The sequence below is a fragment of the Pantoea sp. MBD-2R genome (assembly GCF_039134845.1).
Lineage (GTDB): Bacteria > Pseudomonadota > Gammaproteobacteria > Enterobacterales > Enterobacteriaceae > Erwinia.
The window spans coordinates 2,634,946-2,656,436 of record NZ_CP152417.1 but is presented as its reverse complement, the minus strand read 5'-3'; the positions used below and the strand labels follow the sequence as shown (position 1 = coordinate 2,656,436).

Annotated in this window: 21 protein-coding genes; 12 read left to right on the top strand and 9 right to left on the bottom strand. The window is 55.3% G+C overall.

Going from position 1 to position 21,491, the window contains the following annotated elements; translation table 11 throughout:
* Positions 1–37 precede the first annotated feature (37 nt).
* From AAGQ96_RS12195 to AAGQ96_RS12185, 3 genes are all read right to left on the bottom strand, one after another.
* The gene (locus AAGQ96_RS12195; protein WP_147198445.1) at positions 38–433 is read right to left on the bottom strand and encodes an MAPEG family protein; all 396 of its coding nucleotides are present in this window, start codon (positions 431–433) and stop codon (positions 38–40) included.
* Between the two features lie 90 nt (positions 434–523).
* On the bottom strand, positions 524–1,348 hold the full coding sequence (locus AAGQ96_RS12190) for a DUF72 domain-containing protein (RefSeq protein ID WP_342753678.1): 825 nt from the start codon (positions 1,346–1,348) through the stop codon (positions 524–526).
* Between the two features lie 94 nt (positions 1,349–1,442).
* The gene (locus tag AAGQ96_RS12185; protein ID WP_147198443.1) at positions 1,443–2,006 is read right to left on the bottom strand and encodes a hydrolase; all 564 of its coding nucleotides are present in this window, start codon (positions 2,004–2,006) and stop codon (positions 1,443–1,445) included.
* Between the two features lie 277 nt (positions 2,007–2,283).
* Between AAGQ96_RS12185 and aspS the strand changes: the two genes are divergently transcribed.
* The 6 genes from aspS (at position 2,284) to ruvB (ending at position 7,723) form a co-directional block, all read left to right on the top strand.
* Positions 2,284–4,080, top strand: coding sequence for an aspartate--tRNA ligase (aspS, locus tag AAGQ96_RS12180; RefSeq protein ID WP_342753677.1), 1,797 nt, complete (start codon positions 2,284–2,286; stop codon positions 4,078–4,080).
* A complete protein-coding gene (gene nudB, locus AAGQ96_RS12175) occupies positions 4,080–4,514 on the top strand; it encodes a dihydroneopterin triphosphate diphosphatase (RefSeq protein ID WP_342753676.1) in 435 nt (144 codons plus the stop codon). Before aspS ends, nudB begins: the two co-directional genes overlap by 1 nt.
* A 198-nt stretch (positions 4,515–4,712) precedes the next feature.
* Entirely contained in the window at positions 4,713–5,456 is a 744-nt protein-coding gene (locus AAGQ96_RS12170; protein WP_147198440.1) for a YebC/PmpR family DNA-binding transcriptional regulator, read from the top strand.
* A 40-nt stretch (positions 5,457–5,496) separates the two neighbouring features.
* Entirely contained in the window at positions 5,497–6,021 is a 525-nt protein-coding gene (gene ruvC / locus AAGQ96_RS12165) for a crossover junction endodeoxyribonuclease RuvC (RefSeq protein WP_147198439.1), read from the top strand.
* Between the two features lie 71 nt (positions 6,022–6,092).
* A complete protein-coding gene (ruvA, locus tag AAGQ96_RS12160; RefSeq protein WP_147198438.1) occupies positions 6,093–6,710 on the top strand; it encodes a Holliday junction branch migration protein RuvA in 618 nt (205 codons plus the stop codon).
* An 8-nt stretch (positions 6,711–6,718) separates the two neighbouring features.
* Complete coding sequence (gene ruvB / locus AAGQ96_RS12155; RefSeq protein ID WP_147198437.1) at positions 6,719–7,723, top strand: Holliday junction branch migration DNA helicase RuvB; 1,005 nt, start codon at positions 6,719–6,721, stop codon at positions 7,721–7,723.
* Between the two features lie 137 nt (positions 7,724–7,860).
* Here the strand turns inward: ruvB and znuB are convergent, their stop codons facing one another.
* Together znuB and znuC are read right to left on the bottom strand one after the other, a co-directional pair.
* Positions 7,861–8,646 carry a zinc ABC transporter permease subunit ZnuB gene (gene znuB / locus AAGQ96_RS12150; RefSeq protein WP_147198436.1) on the bottom strand — a complete coding sequence of 262 codons (786 nt, stop codon included), beginning with the start codon at positions 8,644–8,646 and terminating at the stop codon, positions 7,861–7,863.
* Positions 8,643–9,395, bottom strand: coding sequence for a zinc ABC transporter ATP-binding protein ZnuC (gene znuC, locus AAGQ96_RS12145; protein WP_342753674.1), 753 nt, complete (start codon positions 9,393–9,395; stop codon positions 8,643–8,645). Before znuC ends, znuB begins: the two co-directional genes overlap by 4 nt.
* A 77-nt stretch (positions 9,396–9,472) precedes the next feature.
* On the opposite strand from znuC, the gene znuA reads away from it, so the two are divergent.
* The 3 genes from znuA to lpxM all read left to right on the top strand — a co-directional run bounded on the left by znuA (position 9,473) and on the right by lpxM (position 12,864).
* Entirely contained in the window at positions 9,473–10,420 is a 948-nt protein-coding gene (gene znuA / locus AAGQ96_RS12140) for a zinc ABC transporter substrate-binding protein ZnuA (RefSeq protein ID WP_147198434.1), read from the top strand.
* A 12-nt stretch (positions 10,421–10,432) separates the two neighbouring features.
* Positions 10,433–11,764 carry a murein DD-endopeptidase MepM gene (mepM, locus tag AAGQ96_RS12135; protein ID WP_342753673.1) on the top strand — a complete coding sequence of 444 codons (1,332 nt, stop codon included), beginning with the start codon at positions 10,433–10,435 and terminating at the stop codon, positions 11,762–11,764.
* Between the two features lie 131 nt (positions 11,765–11,895).
* Positions 11,896–12,864, top strand: a complete 969-nt coding sequence (lpxM, locus tag AAGQ96_RS12130; RefSeq protein WP_342753672.1) for a lauroyl-Kdo(2)-lipid IV(A) myristoyltransferase — start codon at positions 11,896–11,898, stop codon at positions 12,862–12,864.
* 68 nt (positions 12,865–12,932) lie between these two features.
* Here the strand turns inward: lpxM and AAGQ96_RS12125 are convergent, their stop codons facing one another.
* The 3 genes from AAGQ96_RS12125 to AAGQ96_RS12115 all read right to left on the bottom strand — a co-directional run bounded on the left by AAGQ96_RS12125 (position 12,933) and on the right by AAGQ96_RS12115 (position 16,714).
* Entirely contained in the window at positions 12,933–14,168 is a 1,236-nt protein-coding gene (locus AAGQ96_RS12125; RefSeq protein ID WP_342753671.1) for an MFS transporter, read from the bottom strand.
* A 125-nt stretch (positions 14,169–14,293) separates the two neighbouring features.
* Positions 14,294–15,736 (bottom strand): pyruvate kinase, encoded by a 1,443-nt coding sequence (pyk, locus tag AAGQ96_RS12120; RefSeq protein WP_342753670.1) that lies wholly within the window; start codon positions 15,734–15,736, stop codon positions 14,294–14,296.
* A 111-nt stretch (positions 15,737–15,847) separates the two neighbouring features.
* A complete protein-coding gene (locus tag AAGQ96_RS12115; RefSeq protein ID WP_342755557.1) occupies positions 15,848–16,714 on the bottom strand; it encodes a MurR/RpiR family transcriptional regulator in 867 nt (288 codons plus the stop codon).
* 375 nt (positions 16,715–17,089) lie between these two features.
* Between AAGQ96_RS12115 and zwf the strand changes: the two genes are divergently transcribed.
* Both zwf and AAGQ96_RS12105 read left to right on the top strand, forming a co-directional pair.
* Positions 17,090–18,565 carry a glucose-6-phosphate dehydrogenase gene (gene zwf / locus AAGQ96_RS12110; RefSeq protein ID WP_342753669.1) on the top strand — a complete coding sequence of 492 codons (1,476 nt, stop codon included), beginning with the start codon at positions 17,090–17,092 and terminating at the stop codon, positions 18,563–18,565.
* A 219-nt stretch (positions 18,566–18,784) separates the two neighbouring features.
* A complete protein-coding gene (locus AAGQ96_RS12105; protein WP_147198428.1) occupies positions 18,785–19,426 on the top strand; it encodes a bifunctional 4-hydroxy-2-oxoglutarate aldolase/2-dehydro-3-deoxy-phosphogluconate aldolase in 642 nt (213 codons plus the stop codon).
* A gap of 241 nt (positions 19,427–19,667) precedes the next feature.
* Here the strand turns inward: AAGQ96_RS12105 and purT are convergent, their stop codons facing one another.
* Positions 19,668–20,846 (bottom strand): formate-dependent phosphoribosylglycinamide formyltransferase, encoded by a 1,179-nt coding sequence (gene purT / locus AAGQ96_RS12100; RefSeq protein ID WP_342753668.1) that lies wholly within the window; start codon positions 20,844–20,846, stop codon positions 19,668–19,670.
* Between the two features lie 140 nt (positions 20,847–20,986).
* Here purT and AAGQ96_RS12095 point away from each other — a divergent pair, with 140 nt between their 5' ends.
* Positions 20,987–21,358: a YebG family protein gene (locus AAGQ96_RS12095; protein ID WP_342753667.1), complete on the top strand. Its 372-nt coding sequence runs from the start codon at positions 20,987–20,989 to the stop codon at positions 21,356–21,358.
* The last annotated feature ends 133 nt before the right edge of the window (positions 21,359–21,491 follow it).

Sequence of the window (21,491 nt, the reverse complement as noted above, 5' to 3'; positions counted from 1 at the left end):
GCTGCACCCTTTCTGCCACTCTGCGATAAAAACTGGCTTAGTTCAGCGTCAGAACCAGATCCCAGGGCAGGAAAATCAGGTTAAAGATAATCATTCCCAGTAGCGACAACAGCGTAATGACCATGCCGTTCTTGCGCCACAACAGGGTGCTGGTGCGCATGCCGTAACTGTGCAGACAGCGGCCAAGAAAGAAAAACAGCCCGACCAGATGCACCATCCAGATATCGGCACCGTTCATCTCCATCATCACCAGCAGAAAAACGGCAATGGGAATATATTCTACGGCGTTGCCATGAATGCGAATGGCGACCTTCAACTCATAGAAGCCGCCGTCACCATGAGCGACGCGATACTGACGACGCAGCCGTATCACATCAAAGGAAAATTTAATTAAAACCAGTGCTCCGAGCACGACATACAAGGCGCTGACCATCCGGACTCCATAACGCGCTGAAAATTTCAGGCGCCATCATAGCTATTGTTGTTACGCTGTCATAGTGAACAAATCCGGACCCGCACAAAATCAGAACAAGCTGGTCTGCTGCGGCCAGTCCGGCGCTGCGCCAAGCTCGGGGATCGCCTGCCGGAGCGAAGGCCACAAAGCCTGCACCAGCCGGGGCGCAAAAGCGATATCTGGCGTGTGAATAAACAACCACGGCTGGCCTTGCTCGCGCCACAGCGGTAATTTTTGCTGCCAGGCCTGAAACCACTTCAGATTCGCCGTTTCATTATCGCTGCCGATAAAGCGGATCATCGGCTGGTCAGCGGTCATGACGGCATGAACGGGAAGGTGCGGTTTTTTACGCTGTGCTTCAATAATTGCCGGATTACTGGCAATGGCTGAATGGACGCCGCGCGTATCGAGAATCACCCGATTAACGCCGCGCTCATGCAGGCCGCGGTTCAACGCCTGCTCAGCCTCGCCCTTGGCGAAAAACTCGGGATGCCGTACTTCAACGCCATAGCTGAATGTTTTCGGTAACCCATCAAGAAATGACCAGAGCGCGGGTAAATCCGCCGGACCAAACGTCGCAGGCAGCTGTAGCCAGTACTGACCAATACGGGAAGAGAGCGGAGCCAGCAGGGCAAAGAATTCGGCGGTCAAATCGCCGCTGTTGCGCAGCGCCGCCTTGTGGCTAATGGTGGCGGGAAATTTAAAACAGAAGCGGAAATCATCATGCGTCATATCGCGCCAGCGCTGCACAATCTCAGGACGCGGCAGGGCGTAGAGCGTGGTATTGCCTTCGACGCAGTTAAAATAGCGCGCGTAGTCGGCCAGGGTTTCCATGCCCAGTTTCTTCCAGTGCGGATGTTGCCACTGCGGCAGGCCAAGATAAAAAGGCTTCATATTATTGCGCTCCCCGTTAATACCGCTGGGCTGAAATGTAGCGGCATGGCAGCGGGAGCGCAACCTGACGGTTAAAGCCTGGGCGTCCGCCTCATTACAACGCAGCAATAATCTCGTCAGAGGTACGCACACGGCCCAGGCGCGGGAAGATATGCTTAAAGCTGCCGTTGTGCTCTTCGGTGCTGCCTGCGGCACAGATATCTTCCGCCACGATCAGGTTAAAGCCCAGCTCCCAGGCGTTGCGAGCGGTCGATTCCACACCGATATTGGTGGAAATCCCGCCCAGCACGATGGTATCAATACCGCGACGACGCAGCTGCAACTCCAGATCGGTGCCGTAAAAAGCGCCCCACTGATGTTTAATCACTTCGATGTCGCTCTCCTGCTTGTTCAGCGCGACAGGGTAGTCCCACCAGTTTTCCGGCAGCGCACCGCTGTGGCTGTTATCGACCGGCTGTTTAGGGGCATCACCAAAATCTTTTGCCCAGCCTACGCGCACCAGCACAACCGGTGCATTAGCGGCGCGGAATTTTTCAGCCAGCTTAGCCGAACGGGTTACCACATCCGCCGCCTGATAGGGGCCGCCAGCAAAAGGAAGAATGCCTTCCTGTAAATCAATCAGTACCAGCGCGGTGGTGGCAGCGTTAATCTCTAACATAGTTTCTCCGGTCAACAGGGAAATCAGTAAGAATACAGGCTAGCCGCTGTGGATAGCGATAACAACAATGTTCGGAAAGCGTGAAATTTGTTAGCTTTTGTGAGATGCGGGAAGATTATGGTGATTTTGCCCGCGCTTGAGGCGCAGATGCGGATGCACCCCTTATCGCGCCGGGGTTTTTCCATTATAATGGCCGCCATTTTTCGCGGCGGCATCATCGCCTGACGGGCTGTGTAATGATGCCGCCCGTGCGCCGCAAAGTTAAAAGGATATCGTTATGCGTACTGAGTATTGCGGACAGATCAACCTGTCTCACGTAGGCCAACAAGTGACACTGTGCGGTTGGGTTAATCGCCGCCGCGATCTGGGTAGCCTGATCTTCATTGATATGCGTGACCGTGAAGGTATCGTACAGGTGTTTTTCGATCCGGATCGTCAGGACGCATTCAAACTGGCTTCTGAGCTGCGTAACGAATTTTGCATTCAGCTCACCGGTACCGTGCGTGCACGCGACGAAAAGAACAAAAACAGCGATATGGCAACGGGTGAAGTTGAAGTCTTCGCGACCGATCTGACCATTATCAACCGCGCAGAGGCGCTGCCGCTGGACTCAAACCACGTTAACAGCGAAGAAGCACGCCTGAAATACCGTTATCTGGACCTGCGTCGCCCGGAAATGGCGCAGCGCCTGAAAACGCGTGCCAAAATCACCAGCTTCGTGCGCCGTTTTATGGATGATAATGGCTTTTTAGACATTGAAACGCCAATGCTGACCAAAGCCACGCCAGAAGGCGCGCGCGACTATCTGGTGCCGAGCCGCGTGCATAAAGGCAAATTCTATGCGCTGCCGCAGTCGCCACAGCTGTTCAAGCAGCTGCTGATGATGTCCGGTTTCGATCGCTACTATCAGATTGTTAAATGTTTCCGCGACGAAGACCTGCGTGCTGACCGTCAGCCTGAATTTACCCAGATCGACGTCGAAACTTCATTTATGACCGCGCCTCAGGTGCGTGAAATCATGGAGCGGATGGCGCGCGAGCTGTGGCTGGACGTGAAGGGCGTTGATCTGGGCGATTTCCCAACCATGACCTTTGCCGAAGCGATGCGCCGTTATGGCTCGGACAAGCCGGACCTGCGTAACCCAATGGAGCTGGTGGACGTTGCGGATCTGCTGAAAGAGGTTGAATTTAAAGTCTTCTCCGGCCCGGCTAACGATGCTAAAGGTCGCGTAGCCGCGCTGCGTGTACCGGGCGGCGCCCAGCTCAGCCGTAAACAGATTGATGAATACGGCAAGTTCGTGGAAATCTACGGCGCGAAAGGCCTGGCATGGATGAAAGTCAACGAGCGCGCGAAAGGCCTGGAAGGCATCAGCAGCCCGGTGGCGAAGTTTATGACGGCGGAAATCATCGAAGAGATCCTGACCCGTACCAACGCTGCGGACGGCGATGCGATTTTCTTCGGTGCGGATAACGCGAAAGTGGTGGCCGATGCGCTGGGCGCGCTGCGCCTGAAGCTGGGTCGCGATCTGAACATTACCAATAACGACGCCTGGGCGCCGCTGTGGGTAGTGGACTTCCCGATGTTTGAAGACGACGGTGAAGGTGGCCTGACGGCGATGCACCACCCGTTCACCGCGCCGCGCGATATGACGCCAGATGAACTGAAAGCCGCGCCGGAAACGGCGATTGCCAATGCTTACGATATGGTGATTAACGGTTACGAAGTAGGGGGCGGCTCAGTACGTATCCACAACGGCCAGATGCAGCAGACCGTCTTTGGTATCCTCGGTATTGCCGGGCACGAACAGCGTGAGAAGTTCGGCTTCCTGCTGGACGCGCTGAAATTCGGTACGCCACCGCATGCAGGTTTAGCTTTCGGTCTGGATCGCCTGGTTATGCTGTTAACCGGCACCGACAATATTCGTGACGTTATCGCGTTCCCGAAAACTACTGCGGCAGCCTGTCTGATGACCGAAGCGCCAAACTTCGCCAACCCGACCTCGCTGTCCGAGCTGGGCATTGAAGTGATGGCGAAGTATCAGCGCGCTGCTGAAGACGGCTCAGAGAGCAACTGATGGCATTTAAGTATCCCGTCTCGGTGCTGGTGGTGATTTTCGCCCGTGATACCGGGCGGGTGCTGATGTTACAGCGGCGCGACGATCCCGCGTTCTGGCAATCCGTTACCGGCAGTCAGGAAGCGGGTGAAACGCTGGCCGAAACCGCACGGCGGGAAGTGTGTGAAGAAGTGGGAATTGACATCAACGCCGAGCAGCTCACATTAGTGGATTGCCAGCGTCAGATACAATTCGAAATCTTTGCCCATTTCCGCCATCGCTACGCACCGGACGTGACGCATAACAGCGAACACTGGTTCTGTCTGGCGCTACCCCGCGAGCGGGAGATTTCCCTCAGCGAGCACCTGGCTTATCAGTGGCTGCCGCCACACGCGGGCGCAGCGCTGACCAAGTCCTGGAGTAACCGCCAGGCAATTGAAGAATTTGTACAATAACGTTTTTTGAATAACGATCGTTCAATCAGGACGATATCGGCTTAGTTAAACTTCCAGGCGTCATCGTCGCAGTGAGTTTGTTCGCTGCCAGCGCGCAAGAACCGCAGCGTACTTTTGGTACGTGAGGATTCTGAGTACTGCCAGCGGACAAAATCACCAGTAAGATAGCCTGTGAGGGATCGAGGAGAGAATTAATTAATGGCTGGTCATAGTAAATGGGCAAACACCAAACACCGCAAAGCAGCTCAGGATGCCAAACGCGGTAAGATCTTCACCAAAATCATTCGTGAGCTGGTAACAGCAGCGAAGCTGGGCGGCGGTGATGCGGGTTCAAACCCACGTCTGCGCGCGGCAATGGACAAGGCGCTGTCTAACAACATGACCCGTGACACCATGAACCGTGCTATTGCACGCGGCGTGGGCGGCGAAGATGACAGCAACATGGAAACCATCATCTATGAAGGTTACGGCCCTGGCGGCACCGCTGTCATGGTTGAGTGCCTGAGTGATAACCGTAACCGTACCGTTTCCGAAGTGCGTCACGCCTTCACCAAAACAGGCGGCAACCTGGGGACCGATGGCTCCGTCGCCTATCTGTTTACCCGTAAAGGCGTGATCTCCTTTGCACCGGGCCTGGAAGAAGATACGGTAATGGATGCCGCGCTGGAAGCGGGTGCAGATGACGTTGTGACTTACGACGACGGTGCGATTGATGTGTTCACTGCCTGGGAATCGCTGGGTGAAGTGAAAGACGCGCTGGCTGCGGCGGGTCTTAATGCTGATGAAGCCGAAGTCACCATGATCCCATCGACCAAAGCGGATATGGATGCAGAAACAGCACCAAAACTGCTGCGTCTGATCGACATGCTGGAAGACTGTGACGACGTGCAGGAAGTCTACCATAACGGTGAGATCTCTGACGAGGTTGCGGCAACCCTGTAATGGCGTTGTCCCTGCAAAACCCGCTGGCCGGAGGTGCGTGATGGCGATCATTTTAGGTATCGATCCGGGGTCGCGCATCACCGGTTACGGCATTATTCGTCAGGTTGGCCGTCAGCTGACCTATCTTGGCAGCGGCTGTATCCGCACTAACGTTACCGATCTGCCGACGCGACTGAAGCTGATCTACGCCGGCGTAACGGAGATCATTACCCAGTTTCAGCCCGACTATTTCGCTATCGAACAGGTTTTTATGGCGAAAAATGCCGATTCAGCGCTGAAGCTGGGCCAGGCGCGCGGCTCCGCTATCGTCGCGGCGGTGAACCAGGATCTGCCGGTCTTTGAATATGCTGCGCGTCAGGTTAAGCAAACCGTGGTCGGCATCGGCAGCGCGGAGAAAAGCCAGGTGCAGCACATGGTGCGAACCTTGCTGAAACTCTCTGCCAATCCTCAAGCCGATGCCGCCGATGCGCTGGCTATCGCCATCACCCATTGTCACGTTAGCCAGAACGCTAACCGGATGGGCGAAGGAAAGCTAAACCTGGCCCGGGGTCGGCTACGTTCCTGATAAGCTGGATATCCATCCAGCTTTTTTTATGATATAACCCCCGCATTAAATCTATTCCGAAGGAAGCTAACGTGATTGGTCGTCTGAGAGGCAATATTCTGGAAAAACAGCCGCCGCTGGTGCTGCTGGAAACGGGTGGCGTGGGCTACGAAATCCATATGCCGATGACCTGCTTTTATGAGCTTCCTGAACTGAATCACGAAGCGGTAATCTTTACCCATTTCGTGGTGCGTGAAGACGCACAGCTGCTGTTTGGCTTCAACAGCAAGCAGGAGCGGGCGCTGTTCCGTGAGCTGATCAAAGTAAACGGCGTTGGGCCTAAACTGGCGCTGGCGATCCTTTCCGGCATGTCCGCTCAGCAGTTCGTGACGGCCGTTGAGCGTGAGGAGATTGCCGCGCTGGTTAAACTGCCAGGGGTCGGAAAGAAAACCGCCGAGCGTCTGGTTGTCGAGATGAAAGATCGCTTTAAAGGCATGCATGGCGATCTGTTCGCCGCCGATGCGCCGTTTGCACTGACCAGTGAAGTGCAACCCGCCGATGCGGCGAACGATGCTGAAGCAGAAGCCGTTGCCGCGCTGGTGTCGCTGGGGTATAAACCTCAGGAAGCCAGCCGGATGATTAGCAAAGTGGGCCGCCCGCAGGCCGATTGTGAAACGCTGATCCGCGAAGCTCTGCGCGCAGCTATTTGAGGTAAAGCATGATTGAAGCCGATCGCCTGGTCTCGCCGGGAACCGTCAGCGAAGAAGAGATTATCGACCGCGCTATCCGTCCTAAGCTGCTGGAAGAATATGTCGGCCAGCCGGTTGTTCGCGAGCAGATGGAAATATTTATTGAGGCGGCCAAAATGCGCGGCGACGCGCTCGATCATCTGCTGATTTTCGGCCCGCCAGGGTTGGGAAAAACCACGCTGGCGAACATTGTCGCCAACGAAATGGGCGTGAATTTACGCACCACTTCCGGGCCGGTGCTGGAAAAAGCGGGCGATTTGGCGGCAATGCTTACCAACCTCGAGCCGCACGACGTGCTGTTTATCGATGAAATCCACCGTCTTTCCCCTGTAGTGGAAGAGGTGCTGTATCCGGCGATGGAAGATTACCAGCTGGATATTATGATTGGTGAAGGGCCGGCTGCCCGTTCAATAAAACTGGATCTGCCGCCGTTTACGCTGATTGGCGCGACCACCCGCGCGGGTTCACTGACTTCACCTTTACGCGATCGTTTTGGCATTGTTCAGCGCCTGGAGTTTTACCGTGTTGAAGATCTTCAGCACATCGTCGGCCGCAGCGCCGCCTGTCTGGGGCTGCCGCTGAGTGAAGAGGGCGCGCTGGAGATTGCCCGTCGTTCGCGCGGTACGCCACGCATCGCTAACCGCCTTCTTCGCCGCGTCAGAGACTTTTCCGAGGTGCGTGCGGCTGGCAGCCTGAGTGGCGACGTCGCCGCCAGAGCACTGGATATGCTGAGCGTCGATACGGAAGGTTTTGACTACATGGACCGCAAGCTGCTGCTGGCGATTATCGATAAGTTTACCGGTGGTCCGGTGGGTCTGGATAACCTGGCTGCGGCCATTGGTGAAGAGCGTGAAACCATTGAAGACGTGCTGGAACCTTATCTGATCCAGCAGGGCTTTATTCAGCGTACGCCACGTGGCCGTATGGCTACGCAGCATGCCTACAAGCATTTTGGGATTACGCGGGAAGAGTGATTGCTACTCAGGCCGCTCAGGCAGGTGATAAACCTGAAGCGAGCCCGGAGCAAAGCATCACGGGCCATGGACGGCCCGCTATTAGCGAGAGCGCTTTTTGCCTGTGCATGCGCCCTGAGCCAGCACGCTGTTAGCTATTATACCGCCGGCCTTTTTACCATGCTCAGCATGAACATCAGCGAGGCGCCCAACACCACCGACGGGCCAGCTGGCGTATCATAAAAGGCCGAGAAGGTCAGTCCGGCCGTAACCGCCAGAATCCCGACTATCACGGCAAAGCCGGCCATCTGCTCGGGAGAACGGGCAAAGCGGCGGGCCGTAGCGGCAGGAATGATCAGCAACGAGGTGATAATCAGCGCGCCGACAAACTTCATCGCCACCCCAATCGTTAGCGCCGTCACCAGCATCAGCACCATCTTTGTTCGCTGAATATTGACCCCGTCCACCTGCGCCAGTTCCGGACTGATGGTCATCGATAACAGTGCACGCCAGTTAAAGACCAGCACGCCGAGCACCACGACGACGCCAGCGGCAATGGTATAGAGATCGGTTGGCGTCACCGCAAGCAGATCGCCAAACAGATACGCCATCAAATCCACCCGTACGCCAGACATTAAACTGACCACCACCAGCCCCAGTGACAATGCACTGTGCGCAAGGATGCCCAGCAGCGTATCAATGGCCAGATGCGGGCGGCGTTCCAGCCAGACCAGCAGCAACGACAGCAGCAGCGTAATGCCGATAACGGCATAAAAAGGGCTGATATTTAACAGCAGGCCGAAGGCGACCCCCAACAGGGAAGCGTGAGCCAGCGTATCGCCAAAGTAGGACATACGGCGCCAGACGACAAAAGAGCCGAGCGGACCGGCAGCCAGCGCCAGCAGGAAACCCGCCAGCCAGCCGGGTAACAACAATTCAATCACTTAGCTTGTCCTCTGCGTAATACAATTCGTCCCTGTAGATCGTGACGATGATTATGGTGATGACGATAAATCGCCAGCTGTTCCGCGCCGCGCGTTCCAAACATCGAGATGAACTCAGGGTGCTTCGACACCACTTCAGGCGTTCCCGAGCAGCAGATATGCTGATTCAGGCACAGCACTTCGTCGGTTTTCGCCATAACCAGATGCAGATCGTGGGAAACCATCAGCACGCCGCAGTTCAGCTCATGACGTAGCTGATCGATTAAATCATAGAGCGCGACCTGACCGTTAACGTCCACACCTTGTGTAGGCTCATCAAGCACCAGCAGCTGAGGCTGATTGAGCAGGGCACGCGCCAGTAGCACACGCTGCATCTCGCCGCCGGAAAGCTTTTGCAGTGGATAATTGAGCAGCTGTGCGGCATGAACTCTTTTCAACGCTGGCAAAATATCGGCGCGCTTCACGCCGCCGCGCAGCAGCATAAAGCGCTCAACGGTCAGGGGCAGCGTGGCGTCCAGGTGAATTTTTTGCGGGACATAGCCAATGCGCAGGCCAGCGGGACGATGCAGCTTACCGCGATCTGGCTGAATCAAACCCAGCACCACACGAACCAGCGTTGATTTACCGGCACCGTTAGGCCCAAGCAGCGTCAGGATCCTGCCGGGTTGCAAGGTCAAAGAGATCTCGGAGAGCACGGGTCGCTGGCCGAAATTGACGGAAATTTTATCAAGGCAAATCAATGAGGACATAGCGATTACAGGTTGCAGAAGTTTTAGAATGTTATAATATCACAATCCATCGACCTGTCACGATGGAATGAAGCATTATGTTACATAAAAATAAGCCCTTATTGACCCTGCTTTCTACGCTCGGATTTGCCGCTTCGCTTGCCACGCCTGCTCATGCCGCGCTGGTTGCCTCCGTTAAACCGCTGGGATTTATTGCCGCCGCTATCGCCGATGGGGTTACGCCGGTAGAAGTCTTGTTGCCCGATGGCGCTTCTGAACACGATTATTCGCTGCGTCCCTCCGACATCAAACGCCTGCGTGGCGCGGATCTTGTTGTCTGGGTAGGCCCTGAAATGGAAGCGTTTATGCCGAAAGCGGTAGCACAATTGCCGGTGCAAAAGTCGCTCGAACTCGCTGAGCTGCCAACAGTTAAGCCGCTGTTAATTCGTGGTGAAGACGATGATGAACATGAGCACAACGCAGTCGACCCTGCGCAGGAAGAAGAGGCACATCATCACCATCATGGCGAATATAATATGCACTTGTGGATGTCCCCTGAAATCGCAAGGCAATCTGCGGTTGCAATCCACGCAAAATTATTGGAACTTATGCCGCAAAGCAGAGACAAACTTGACGCGAACCTGCAGCATTTTGAGGCAGAATTGGCCACGGCTGATACGCAAATAGGAACTCAGCTTGCGCCGGTTAAGGGCAAAGGGTATTTCGTTTTTCACGATGCTTACACATACTTTGAAAAACATTTCGGTCTGACTCCAACGGGTCATTTTACCGTTAACCCTGAAATCCAGCCTGGCGCTCAGCGATTACATCAAATTCGAACAGAGTTGGTTGAGCATAAGGCGACCTGCGTCTTTGCTGAGCCACAGTTCAGGCCAGCCGTTATTGATGCCGTCGCCCGGGGAACTCAGGTCCGTACTGGAACGCTGGATCCGCTGGGAACGAACATCGCCGTGGACCGGGATAGCTACGTGAAATTCCTCTCACAGCTGTCCAGCCAGTACACGAGCTGCCTGAAAGGAGCCTAGAGGAATATATACGTGCAGCAGATTGCCCGCGCTGTCGCCATGGCGTTTAACACATTGCCAAGAACCCACCGCGTTATGCTGGGTTCGCTTACCGTTGTCACACTGGCCGTCTCCGTCTGGCGGCCGTTTGTTTATCATCCCGCCACCACGGGCGAAAATGCGATTGTTAAAAGCATCGAGCTGGATAAAAACCAGCTGCGGACGCTTTTGCCCGAAGCCAGTGAGCCGATCGATCAGGACATGCCTTCCCCTGATGATGATGTGCCAAAAGATGAATTAGATCAGGATGTTCCCAACGAAACCGGCACGCATGATTACGTGGTGTCATCAGGCGATACGTTAAGCAGCGTGCTTAATCAGTATGGCATTGATATGGGGGATATCAATCAGCTGGTCAAAGTCGATAAAGATCTGCGCAACCTGCAAATTGGCCAGCAGCTCTCCTGGACACTGACCGATGACGGGCAGCTTCAGCGCCTGACCTGGGAAGCTTCACGCCGTGAAACCCGCACTTACGATCGCTCTGGCGATACGTTCAAGTCCTCTGCGGCAATCCAGAAAGGCGAGTGGCAGAACAGCGTACTGACCGGTACGGTTAACGGCAGCTTCGTCAGTAGTGCCAAAGCCGCCGGACTGAGCAGCGGTGAAATTAGCGCAGTCATCAAGTCATTACAGTGGCAGATGGACTTCCGTAAGCTGCGTAACGGCGACAAATTCGCTGTATTAATGTCACGCGAAGTGTTGGACGGCCAGAGCCAGCAGAGCCAGCTGGCGGGTGTGCGTCTGCAAACCAGCGGCAAAGATTACTATGCTATTCGCGCTGCCGATGGAAAATTCTACGATCGCAGCGGTGCAGGCCTCGCGCACGGCTTTATGCGCTTCCCAACGGCAAGACAATATCGTGTCTCTTCCAATTTCAATCCACATCGTCTGAATCCGGTCACGGGCCGCGTTGCGCCGCATAAAGGCGTGGATTTTGCCATTCCGCTTGGTACACCCGTACTGGCCGTGGGCGACGGTGAAGTGATCGTGGCAAAACGCAGCGGCGGGGCGGGCAACTACGTGGCTATTCGTCACGGTCGTCAGTATATGACCCGCTATATGCACATGAAGAAACTGCTGGTGAAACCCGGCGACAAAGTAAAACGTGGCGAGCGTATTGGCCTGACCGGCAATACCGGTCGCTCCACCGGGCCGCATCTTCACTTTGAAATCTGGATCAATAACCAGGCAGTGAATCCGCTTACGGCAAAACTGCCGCGCATGGAAGGATTGACCGGTAAAGATCGCAGCGACTATCTGGCGCAGGTACGCGAGGTTGTGCCTCAGCTACGCCTGAAATAACCCGCCTGATTTTTGCACGCTGAAGCCGACGGCATCGCCCGTCGGCTTTTCTTTTATCCGCAACAGGAAACGGGCATTGCAAAATAGCCCGTCAGCACTATCATTAGCCGGTTAAAGTTTGAGGCGAGTGCATGGAAAACAAGAAAAGCAGTAATGAGTTTATTCCCACCTTTCAGAAGTCTTTTTTATTACCGCGTCACTGGGGAAGCTGGCTGGCCATTGGACTCTGCGCCGGTATGGCCTGGCTCCCGGCAAAAATGCGCGATCCGCTGCTGGGCGCGCTCGGGCGTTTTGCAGGAAAGTATGCCAAAAGCGCCCGCCGTCGCGCGCAAATCAACCTCTTTTACTGCATGCCTGAAGTCGCTGAAGCCGAACGGGAAAACATCATCGATGAGATGTTTGCTACCGCACCGCAGTCTATTGTGATGATGGCCGAACTGGCGATGCGCCCCGAGCATGCCCGTAAGCGCATTACCTGGCACAATAGAGAGATCATCGAACAGATCCGCGCAGAAAATCAGAACATTATCTTCCTGGTACCGCATGGCTGGGCAGTGGATATTCCCGCAATGGTACTGGCTTCGGAAGGGCAGAAAATGGCGGCAATGTTCCATAACCAGCGCGACCCGCTGATGGACTACGTCTGGAACGCCATCCGCCGCCGCTTTGGTGGCCGCATGCACGCCCGTAACGACGGCATCAAGCCTTTTATCAGTTCAGTGCGTCAGGGCTATTGGGGTTATTATCTTCCCGACCAGGATCACGGCGCTGAGCACAGCGAGTTTGTCGATTTCTTTGCAACCTATAAAGCAACGTTACCGGCAGTAGGCCGTCTGATGAAGGTTTGTCGCGCTCGCGTGGTGCCACTGTTCCCGGTCTACAACAGCAAAACGCATTGCCTGGATATCCACCTTCGTGAACCGATGGACGATCTGCTGGAAGCTGATGACAAGACGCTGGCGCGCAGGATGAACGAGGAAGTTGAAATCCTCGTGCGGCCCAATCCGGAACAGTACACCTGGATCCTCAAATTGTTGAAGACCCGCAAAGAGGGCGATATCGAGCCTTACCGACGCAAGGATCTCTTCCGCAAGAAGTAAGGCATTGCGCCTTTAAGGAGACCAGCCGCTATCGTCAAACGATTGTGGCTGGTCTCCTGTACCGCAAATTACTCCAGCGAAACCCGCGTGGCACGTCGCTTGCGTTCACGCAGAAACCCCCGTACCAGCCAGAACCACAGCAGGCCGCTACCCAGATTGACCAGGCTGAACCAGAAGCTGCCGCCATGAAAGTAAGCGCCTTTTGCCAGTTCAATGCCCAGCGCAAAGACCAGGATACTGATCATGCCCAGTATCGCCGCGACGCTGCCTTTGCCTGCCTCGCTGGAAAAAAGGGTCAGGCGATAGAGTCCCGCATTTACCAGACCAGTGCCAAAACCATACAGGCTCAGTCCGGCCGTCAGCCATAAGTAGCTGTGCGCATTGATCCCGGTGCTGAGCGCGGCCAGCGCCAGGCCGATTAAAATTGGCCATGCCGCCATGCGCAGCGGTTGCTCAATCGGCATGCGTCCCGCCAAACGGCTGAGCACCAGATTGCCCGCGATCATCGCGACAAACACCGGCAGCTGTAGCAGGGCATAATCCAGCCGGGTCAGGCCTTCGTCATGGATCAGGATCACCGGCGACAGCGCGACCCAGGCCAGGCAGGGGATGGTCACCAGCCCGATGGCCGCCGAACCGCCCATCACCTGCCGGTCTTTCAGCAAAGAACCGTAGCCGCGCGCCAGAGATTTTAGCGCCAGCGACGTTGCGCTATCGCCCGCCGTTTCCGGCATAGTTCGCCATAAACCGAGCAGGGCAATGGCGGAAACGGCACCAAACAGCCAGAACATGGTGCGCCAGTCGCTGAATGATAAAAAAGCCGCGCCCGCCAGCGGGCCTGCCAGCGGCGCAATCAGCGCGACATTGGCCATTAGCGCCATCATTTTCACGCTTAGCGACTCATCAAACGCCTCCTGAATCGCGGCATAGCCTACAGCACCGATAAAACAGAGGCTGGTACCCTGCAAAAATCGCAGCAGGATAAACTGCTCAATGCTTTGTACCCAGTGGGTGGCGAAGCAGGTCAGCATAAAGAATGCTACGCCCGCGAGCATTACCGGACGACGGCCAAATTTGTCAGAAAGCGGGCCAAGTAGCCACTGCAACACAATACCGCCAACCAGGTAAGCCGTCAGCGAGGCCGAAACCCATTCCGGCCCGACCTTAAATTCGCTGGTCACCAGCAGCATGCCGGGCTGGATCATGTCATGAGCGATATAGGTGGCAAATTCAAACAGCACCAGACAGAGTGGAAAAATCAGGTGACGGCGGGTTAAGCTCGACACCGGAACAAATGAGGCCATGCAGGCTCCTTCCAGCAAAAAAAAGATAAAAAAAACGCGGCCGCCGAAGCGACCGCGCCAACATACACCACTTTTATGCCAGCTGGATGAATATTCTCTCGTTTAAGCCTCTCAGCTCTCAGAGGTTACTCTACGCGCAGCACGCGGCTGGTGTTGGTGGTGCCGGTGGTGCTCATCACGTCGCCCTGCGTCACGATGACCAGATCGCCAGACATCAGGAAACCTTTATCGCGCAGCAGATTGGTCGCATCGTGTGCGGCAACGACGCCATCGTTGTTGCTGTCGAAGAAGACGGGCGTTACGCCGCGATAAAGCGCGGTCAAATTCAGCGTACGCTCATGACGCGACATGGCAAAAATCGGCAGGCCAGAAGTGATGCGGGAGGTCATCAGCGCGGTACGGCCCGACTCGGTCATGGTGATAATCGCCGTGACGCCCTGAAGATGGTTAGCCGCGTACATGGCGGACATCGCGATAGCTTCTTCAATGTTATCGAACTGCACGTCCAGGCGGTGCTTGGAAACGTTGATGCTGGGGATTTTCTCCGCGCCAAGGCACACTTTGGCCATGGCGGTAACGGTCTCTGCCGGATACTGCCCGGCCGCGGTTTCTGCCGAGAGCATGACCGCATCGGTACCGTCCAGCACGGCGTTCGCCACGTCCATGACTTCCGCGCGGGTTGGCATGGGGTTGGTGATCATCGATTCCATCATCTGCGTGGCGGTGATCACCGAGCGATTCAGCTGACGAGCGCGACGGATCAGCGCTTTCTGAATACCGACCAGTTCAGGATCGCCAATTTCCACGCCCAAATCGCCTCGGGCAACCATCACCACGTCAGAAGCCAGGATGATATCATCCATCGCTTCCTGCGAGGCTACGGCCTCAGCGCGTTCCACTTTAGAGACGATTTTTGCTTCGCAGCCCGCTTCACGAGCCAGACGACGCGCGTAATTTAAATCCTCGCCGCAGCGTGGAAATGAAACGGCCAGATAATCGCAGTTGATTTTCGCAGCGGTAATGATGTCGGCTTTATCCTTCTCCGTCAGCGCTTCGGCTGAAAGGCCGCCGCCCAGCTTATTAATGCCTTTGTTGTTCGACAGCGGGCCGCCCACCGTGACTTCGGTAAAGACCTTCATGCCCTGAACTTCCAGCACTTTCAACTGCACACGACCGTCGTCCAGCAGCAGGATATCGCCCGGCACCACGTCCGCTGGCAGGCCTTTATAATCAATCCCCACTTTCTCTTTATCGCCTTCGCCTTTGCCCAGGCTGGCGTCCAGCAGGAAGCGATCGCCAATGCTCAGGAGGACTTTGCCTTCTTTGAAGGTGGACACGCGAATTTTGGGGCCCTGAAGATCGCCAAGAATGGCAACGTGACGGCCTAATTTTGCCGCAATAGCACGGACATTGTTGGCGCGCTGCATATGATCTTCTGGCGTGCCGTGAGAGAAGTTAAGACGAACGACGTTGGCACCGGCGGCGATGATTTTTTCGAGGTTATTGTCGCGGTCGGTAGCGGGTCCGAGGGTGGTGACAATTTTGGTTCTTCTTAAACGTCTGGACATGTGTAACTCCGTTGACTTTGAAAGGATATTGCCAGCGCAATTCCCGAAAGGCTGTTACTGTTTTATCTGATAACGGCCGGGCGTCAGGCCGCTATCTCCCTGATAGCAATACTAAAGCCGCACTGCGGCCAGATCTTCTTTATCCAGGCGCGATTCTTTCAGCGCGAGCTTAACGCGTCTGAGATTATCACGGAATTTAGCGCCACGGCGCAGCGTAAAGCCGGTCGCAAGCACATCGATAAGCGTCAGCTGAGCCAGCCTGGATACCATCGGCATATAGATATCGGTATCTTCCGGCACATCCAGCGTCAGCGCCAGCGTGGCTTCGCGAGCCAACGGCGAATTCGGCGAGGTAATGGCCAAAACCGAGACATCATTTTCCCGCGCAAGCTGCGCAAGTTCGACTAAATTTTTAGTGCGGCCGGTATGGGAAATCAGCACCATAACGTCGCCTTCGGTGCTGTTGATGCAGCACATCCGCTGCATAACAATATCATCGGAACAGATGACAGGCACATTGAAGCGAAAAAATTTATTCATCGCATCGTGGGCGACAGCGGCTGAAGCGCCCAGGCCGAAAAAGGCGATTTTCTTTGCCTGGGTCAGCAGGTCGACGGCACGGTTTACGTTGGCTGCGTCCAGCGTGCTTCTGGCACGATCCAGACCCGCCAGCGCGGACTCGAAGATCTTGCCGCTGTAGACCTCTACGCTGTCGTTTTCATCGATATCACGACTGACATAGGGTGTGCCGTTAGCCAGACTTTGCGCCAGCTGGAGCTTGAAGTCCGGAAAGCCTTTAGTCTGCATGCGATGGCAAAAACGATTGACGGTGGGTTCGCTGACGTCAGCCTGCTTCGCCAGCGTAGCGATACTGGCGTGAATGGCCTCGCCAGGTACGGCGAGGATCGCCTGGGCTACTTTCCGCTCGGATTTGCTAAGGGTTTCCAGGCTAGCCTGAATTTTTTCCAGCATAGTCATAACATCGTCACTCATACATTTTGTCGATTTCATTCAGTGGAGAAACCGATAGCAAGTTGTAGAGAATATACCGCGTGCGAATTGCCCGCAGGCAGCGACATCGCGACGTTTCCCTGCTTTTTTTACCATTATTTGAGCGGTGTCTGATTTTCACCCGGTCGAACACAGTAACAAAAAAGAAGGAAAATTACGCACAAACTGTACGCTCGGGCAGCGGCGGAGCCGATTTAATCGGTCTACTCTGTGCTACGCAGTGCCTGTCAGGTTTACGCGGACCCGACAAAAGCAGTACATTGTATGAAAGAAAATTACAATAAGAGTCTGACTGTGCAAGGAATCGGCAGGTCAGGCTTATCCTGCAACGAGGAGAATAAAATGGCGGTTACACAAACAGCCCAGGCATGCGATCTGGTGATTTTCGGTGCCAAAGGCGATCTTGCACGCCGGAAACTGTTGCCTTCCCTGTATCAATTGGAAAAAGCCGGTCAGATTCACGAAGAATCACGCATTATCGGCGTGGGCCGTGCAGAGTGGGATAAAGCAGCCTACACCAAGGTGGTGCGTGAAGCGCTGGAAACCTTCATGAAGGAAACGATCGACGAAGCGCTGTGGGATAAGCTCAGCAGCCGACTCGATTTTTGTAATCTTGATGTTAATGACGCGTCGCATTTCTCTAAACTGGGCAAAATGCTCGATCAGAAGAAGCGCGTAACCATCAACTATTTTGCCATGCCGCCGGGAACGTTCGGCGCAATCTGTAAAGGTCTCGGCCTGGCGAAGCTTAACGCACAGCCTGCTCGCGTAGTGATGGAAAAGCCGCTGGGCACCTCGCTGGAAACGTCTCAGGAAATCAACGATCAGGTTGGCGAATATTTCGAAGAGAACCAGGTTTTCCGCATTGACCACTATTTGGGTAAAGAGACGGTGCTTAACCTGCTGGCGCTGCGTTTCGCCAACTCGCTGTTTGCTTCCAACTGGGATAATCGCACCATCGATCACGTGCAGATTACCGTTGCAGAAGAAGTGGGCATCGAAGGCCGTTGGGGTTACTTCGACAAAGCGGGCCAGATGCGCGATATGATCCAGAACCACCTGTTACAGGTTCTGACCATGATCGCCATGTCGCCGCCAGCCGATCTCTCAGCCGACCGTATTCGCGATGAAAAAGTGAAAGTACTGCGCTCGCTGCGTCGCATCGACCACAGCAACGTGCGCGATAAAACCGTGCGCGGTCAGTACACTTCTGGCTTTGTCCAGGGTAAAAAAGTGCCTGGCTACCTGGAAGAAGAGGACGCTAACAAGTCCAGCAATACCGAAACCTTCGTCTCTATTCGCGTGGATATCGACGACTGGCGCTGGGCTGGCGTACCTTTCTACCTGCGTACCGGTAAGCGTCTGCCAACCAAATGCTCGGAAGTGGTGGTTTACTTCAAAAACCCGGCGCTGAATCTGTTTAAAGATTCCTGGCAGGAGCTGCCGCAGAATAAGCTGACCATTCGTCTGCAACCGGACGAGGGCGTTGATATTCAGATCCTGAATAAAGTGCCAGGACTGGATCATAAACACAATCTGCAAACCACCAAGCTGGACCTGAGCTTCTCTGAAACGTTCAACCAGTCACACCTGGCGGATGCCTACGAGCGCTTGTTGCTGGAAACGATGCGCGGCATCCAGGCGCTGTTTGTACGCCGTGATGAGGTGGAAGAAGCCTGGAAGTGGGTTGACTCCATCATGGAAGCCTGGGCGGCGGATAACGAAGCGCCGAAGCCTTACCAGGCCGGCACCTGGGGACCGGTTGCCTCCGTGGCCATGATTACCCGCGACGGCCGTTCATGGAATGAGTTTGAATAAAGCCCTTAAATAAACCCGCTACGGCGGGTTTTTTTATGCCCTGAATTCAGCACCATTCAAAAATGAACCGCCATTTCAAAAAAGTGGTGAGCGCATGGACGGCGCGGGCAGTAATCATGTATGGTAGTGGCGAATTTACTTTCCGGACGCCGCGCGCGTCGCTTTTTGCCTGCTTCGTCCTCAGGGGGATGTGGCTGGCCAGACAGGAGAAGCAGGACGATGACCCACTGGAAAACAAGCGCTGAAACAATTCTGACAACTGGCCCGGTTGTGCCGGTTATCGTAGTGAACAAGCTGGAACATGCCGTGCCAATGGCAAAGGCGCTGGTCGCAGGCGGCGTAAGAGTGCTGGAAGTCACGCTGCGTACGCCGTGTGCGATGGACGCGCTGAAAGCCATGATTCAGGAAGTGCCGGAAGCGATCGTTGGCGCGGGGACGGTGCTGAACGTCAGGCAGCTGGAAGAGGTCACCGCCGCAGGGGCGCAGTTTGTTATCAGCCCGGGCATTACTGAACCACTGCTCGAAGCGGCGGTAGCGGGCACGGTGCCGCTTATCCCAGGGATCAGCACCGTTTCTGAACTGATGACCGGCCTGGATTATGGCCTGCGTGAATTTAAATTTTTCCCGGCAGAAGCCAACGGTGGCGTTAAAGCGCTACAGGCAATTGGCGGGCCTTTCCCTCAGGTACGTTTTTGCCCAACGGGCGGCATTTCTCCTGCTAATTATCGCGACTATCTGGCGCTGAAAAGCGTGCTGTGCATCGGCGGTTCATGGCTGGTGCCGGCAGATGCGCTTGAAGCGGGCGATTACGATCGCATCACGCAGCTGGCGAAAGAAGCGGTAGCAGGCGCGGCGATTTAATCCGCGACGGCAAAAAAAGGACTGCCAGCCAAAACTGACAGTCCTTTATGAAAGGCGCTGGTGACGACATCTGGCCAATACAGCCCTGGCAAAGCGGGGTTCCCCCCGCTCCAGGTTGCGACTTGCCGGATTCGCAGGCCATCAAAGCCGCTTTCTTCTGTCTGCCTCACAACAAACTCCGCCATTCGCTGGTGGAATGAGGCAAAAAGCCTCAAGCGCCATCGCCGTCCTGGCGTTAACCTTAGCCGCTAACCTTGACGCCAGCCGCACAGTTGATCGCGCGCTGAATGGCCTCATCAATGTCATTTCCGGTTGCCAGAGCTACGCCCAGACGACGCTTGCCCTGAACTTCAGGTTTGCCGAACAACCGCAGCTGTAACCCGGCACCAAGAACGTCGTTGAGGTTTGCAAACTGAACGTTGTCACTGTTCAGCTCAGGCAGAATCACCGCAGAAGCGGCAGGGCCATATTGGCGGATGCCGCCGATGGGCAGACCGAGAAACGCGCGAACGTGCAGGGCAAACTCAGAGAGATCCTGCGAAATCAGCGTAACCATGCCGGTATCGTGTGGGCGAGGGGAGACTTCGCTGAACACCACGTCGTCACCACAAACGAACAGCTCAACGCCAAACAGACCGTGGCCACCCAGTGCCAGAACGACTTTTTCAGCAATCTGCTGAGCGCGTTGCAATGCCAGATCGCTCATTTGCTGTGGCTGCCATGACTCACGATAGTCGCCATCTTCCTGACGATGACCAATGGGCGCGCAGAAATGGATGCCGTCAACAGCGCTAATAGTCAGTAAGGTGATCTCAAAATCAAACTTCACGACGCCTTCTACAATGACGCGGCCTGCACCAGCCCGTCCACCCTGCTGGGCATACTCCCATGCGGCATCAAGCTGATGCGCCTCACGGATAAAGCTCTGCCCTTTACCTGACGAGCTCATTACCGGCTTGACGATACACGGAAAACCAATCTCTTCAGCTGCCTGATGAAAATCGACCGCGTTATCGGCAAAGCGGTAGGTCGAAGTCGGCAACGCCAGCTCTTCAGCGGCCAGACGGCGGATGCCTTCACGGTTCATCGTCAGGCGCGCCGCACGGGCGGTTGGCACCACGCGCTGGCCCTGTTTTTCCAGCTCAATCAGCATATCGGTGGCGATGGCTTCGATTTCCGGCACGATATAATCCGGGCGCTCCAGTGCAACCAACGCCTTCAGCGCTTCGCCATCCAACATGTTAATGACGTGGCTGCGATGGGCAACGTGCATGGCGGGCGCATCGGCATAGCGATCGACTGCGATTGTTTCAACACCCAGACGCTGACATTCAAGCGCCACTTCTTTGCCCAGTTCACCAGAACCTAGCAGCATTACACGGGTTGCGGCGGGGCGCAGTGCGGTACCAAGAGTCGTCATAATCTTTACCTGATGAGATGAAAAAAAATGCGCGCGCAGTATAAACGAAAACGATTGCGCGTTCATCTGATTTGCAAACTTGAGTTAAATAAGGTGGGCTGATATACTGTATATAATTACAGGTAAGCGAGGTGTGGACCATGGCTGTTGAAATCAAATATGTTGTTGTCAGAAAAGGTGAGGAAAAGATGACTTTCGCCAGCAAGAAAGAAGCTGATGCATACGACAAAATGCTCGATATGGCCGAAGTGTTCTGCGACTGGCTGAGCGCTGCGCCGCTGGCAATGGAAGAAGATCAGCGTGAAGCGCTGGGCATGTTCCTTGCCGAGCATAAAGATGCCGTGCAGCATATCGTTCGTACCAGCAAGATGCCGGAAGCCGCTACCGAAGGAACAGCATCGTCAGCGACCGTTTCAGAAGAGCCGGAGAGCGAAGCGGTATCCGCTGGCGTAGATGAAGAGAACCCCTCTTCCGCGAAGGCAAAAGGGCCTCGCGCTGTGAAGGCGGCGTAGCAGCTTATGGCCAGCGTTTGCCGGGCGGTAAGTGCAGGCCTGAGTTTACCCGCCTGGGTTGTGACTGCCCCGACCGGAGCACAAACAAGCCTGCTTTGCGGGCTTGTTTGTTCAGGTCAGAAACCGGCGCTGG

Bases quoted from the DNA above. Each gene is read 5' to 3' on its own strand.
- AAGQ96_RS12195 (WP_147198445.1), bottom strand. From the start codon at position 433: ATGGTCAGCGCCTTGTATGTCGTGCTCGGAGCACTGGTTTTAATTAAA.
- AAGQ96_RS12190 (WP_342753678.1), bottom strand. From the start codon at position 1,348: ATGAAGCCTTTTTATCTTGGCCTGCCGCAGTGGCAACATCCGCACTGG.
- AAGQ96_RS12185 (WP_147198443.1), bottom strand. From the start codon at position 2,006: ATGTTAGAGATTAACGCTGCCACCACCGCGCTGGTACTGATTGATTTA.
- aspS (WP_342753677.1), top strand. From the start codon at position 2,284: ATGCGTACTGAGTATTGCGGACAGATCAACCTGTCTCACGTAGGCCAA.
- nudB (WP_342753676.1), top strand. From the start codon at position 4,080: ATGGCATTTAAGTATCCCGTCTCGGTGCTGGTGGTGATTTTCGCCCGT.
- AAGQ96_RS12170 (WP_147198440.1), top strand. From the start codon at position 4,713: ATGGCTGGTCATAGTAAATGGGCAAACACCAAACACCGCAAAGCAGCT.
- ruvC (WP_147198439.1), top strand. From the start codon at position 5,497: ATGGCGATCATTTTAGGTATCGATCCGGGGTCGCGCATCACCGGTTAC.
- ruvB (WP_147198437.1), top strand. From the start codon at position 6,719: ATGATTGAAGCCGATCGCCTGGTCTCGCCGGGAACCGTCAGCGAAGAA.
- znuC (WP_342753674.1), bottom strand. From the start codon at position 9,395: ATGTCCTCATTGATTTGCCTTGATAAAATTTCCGTCAATTTCGGCCAG.
- znuA (WP_147198434.1), top strand. From the start codon at position 9,473: ATGTTACATAAAAATAAGCCCTTATTGACCCTGCTTTCTACGCTCGGA.
- lpxM (WP_342753672.1), top strand. From the start codon at position 11,896: ATGGAAAACAAGAAAAGCAGTAATGAGTTTATTCCCACCTTTCAGAAG.
- AAGQ96_RS12125 (WP_342753671.1), bottom strand. From the start codon at position 14,168: ATGGCCTCATTTGTTCCGGTGTCGAGCTTAACCCGCCGTCACCTGATT.
- pyk (WP_342753670.1), bottom strand. From the start codon at position 15,736: ATGTCCAGACGTTTAAGAAGAACCAAAATTGTCACCACCCTCGGACCC.
- AAGQ96_RS12115 (WP_342755557.1), bottom strand. From the start codon at position 16,714: ATGACTATGCTGGAAAAAATTCAGGCTAGCCTGGAAACCCTTAGCAAA.
- zwf (WP_342753669.1), top strand. From the start codon at position 17,090: ATGGCGGTTACACAAACAGCCCAGGCATGCGATCTGGTGATTTTCGGT.
- AAGQ96_RS12105 (WP_147198428.1), top strand. From the start codon at position 18,785: ATGACCCACTGGAAAACAAGCGCTGAAACAATTCTGACAACTGGCCCG.
- purT (WP_342753668.1), bottom strand. From the start codon at position 20,846: ATGACGACTCTTGGTACCGCACTGCGCCCCGCCGCAACCCGTGTAATG.
- AAGQ96_RS12095 (WP_342753667.1), top strand. From the start codon at position 20,987: ATGGCTGTTGAAATCAAATATGTTGTTGTCAGAAAAGGTGAGGAAAAG.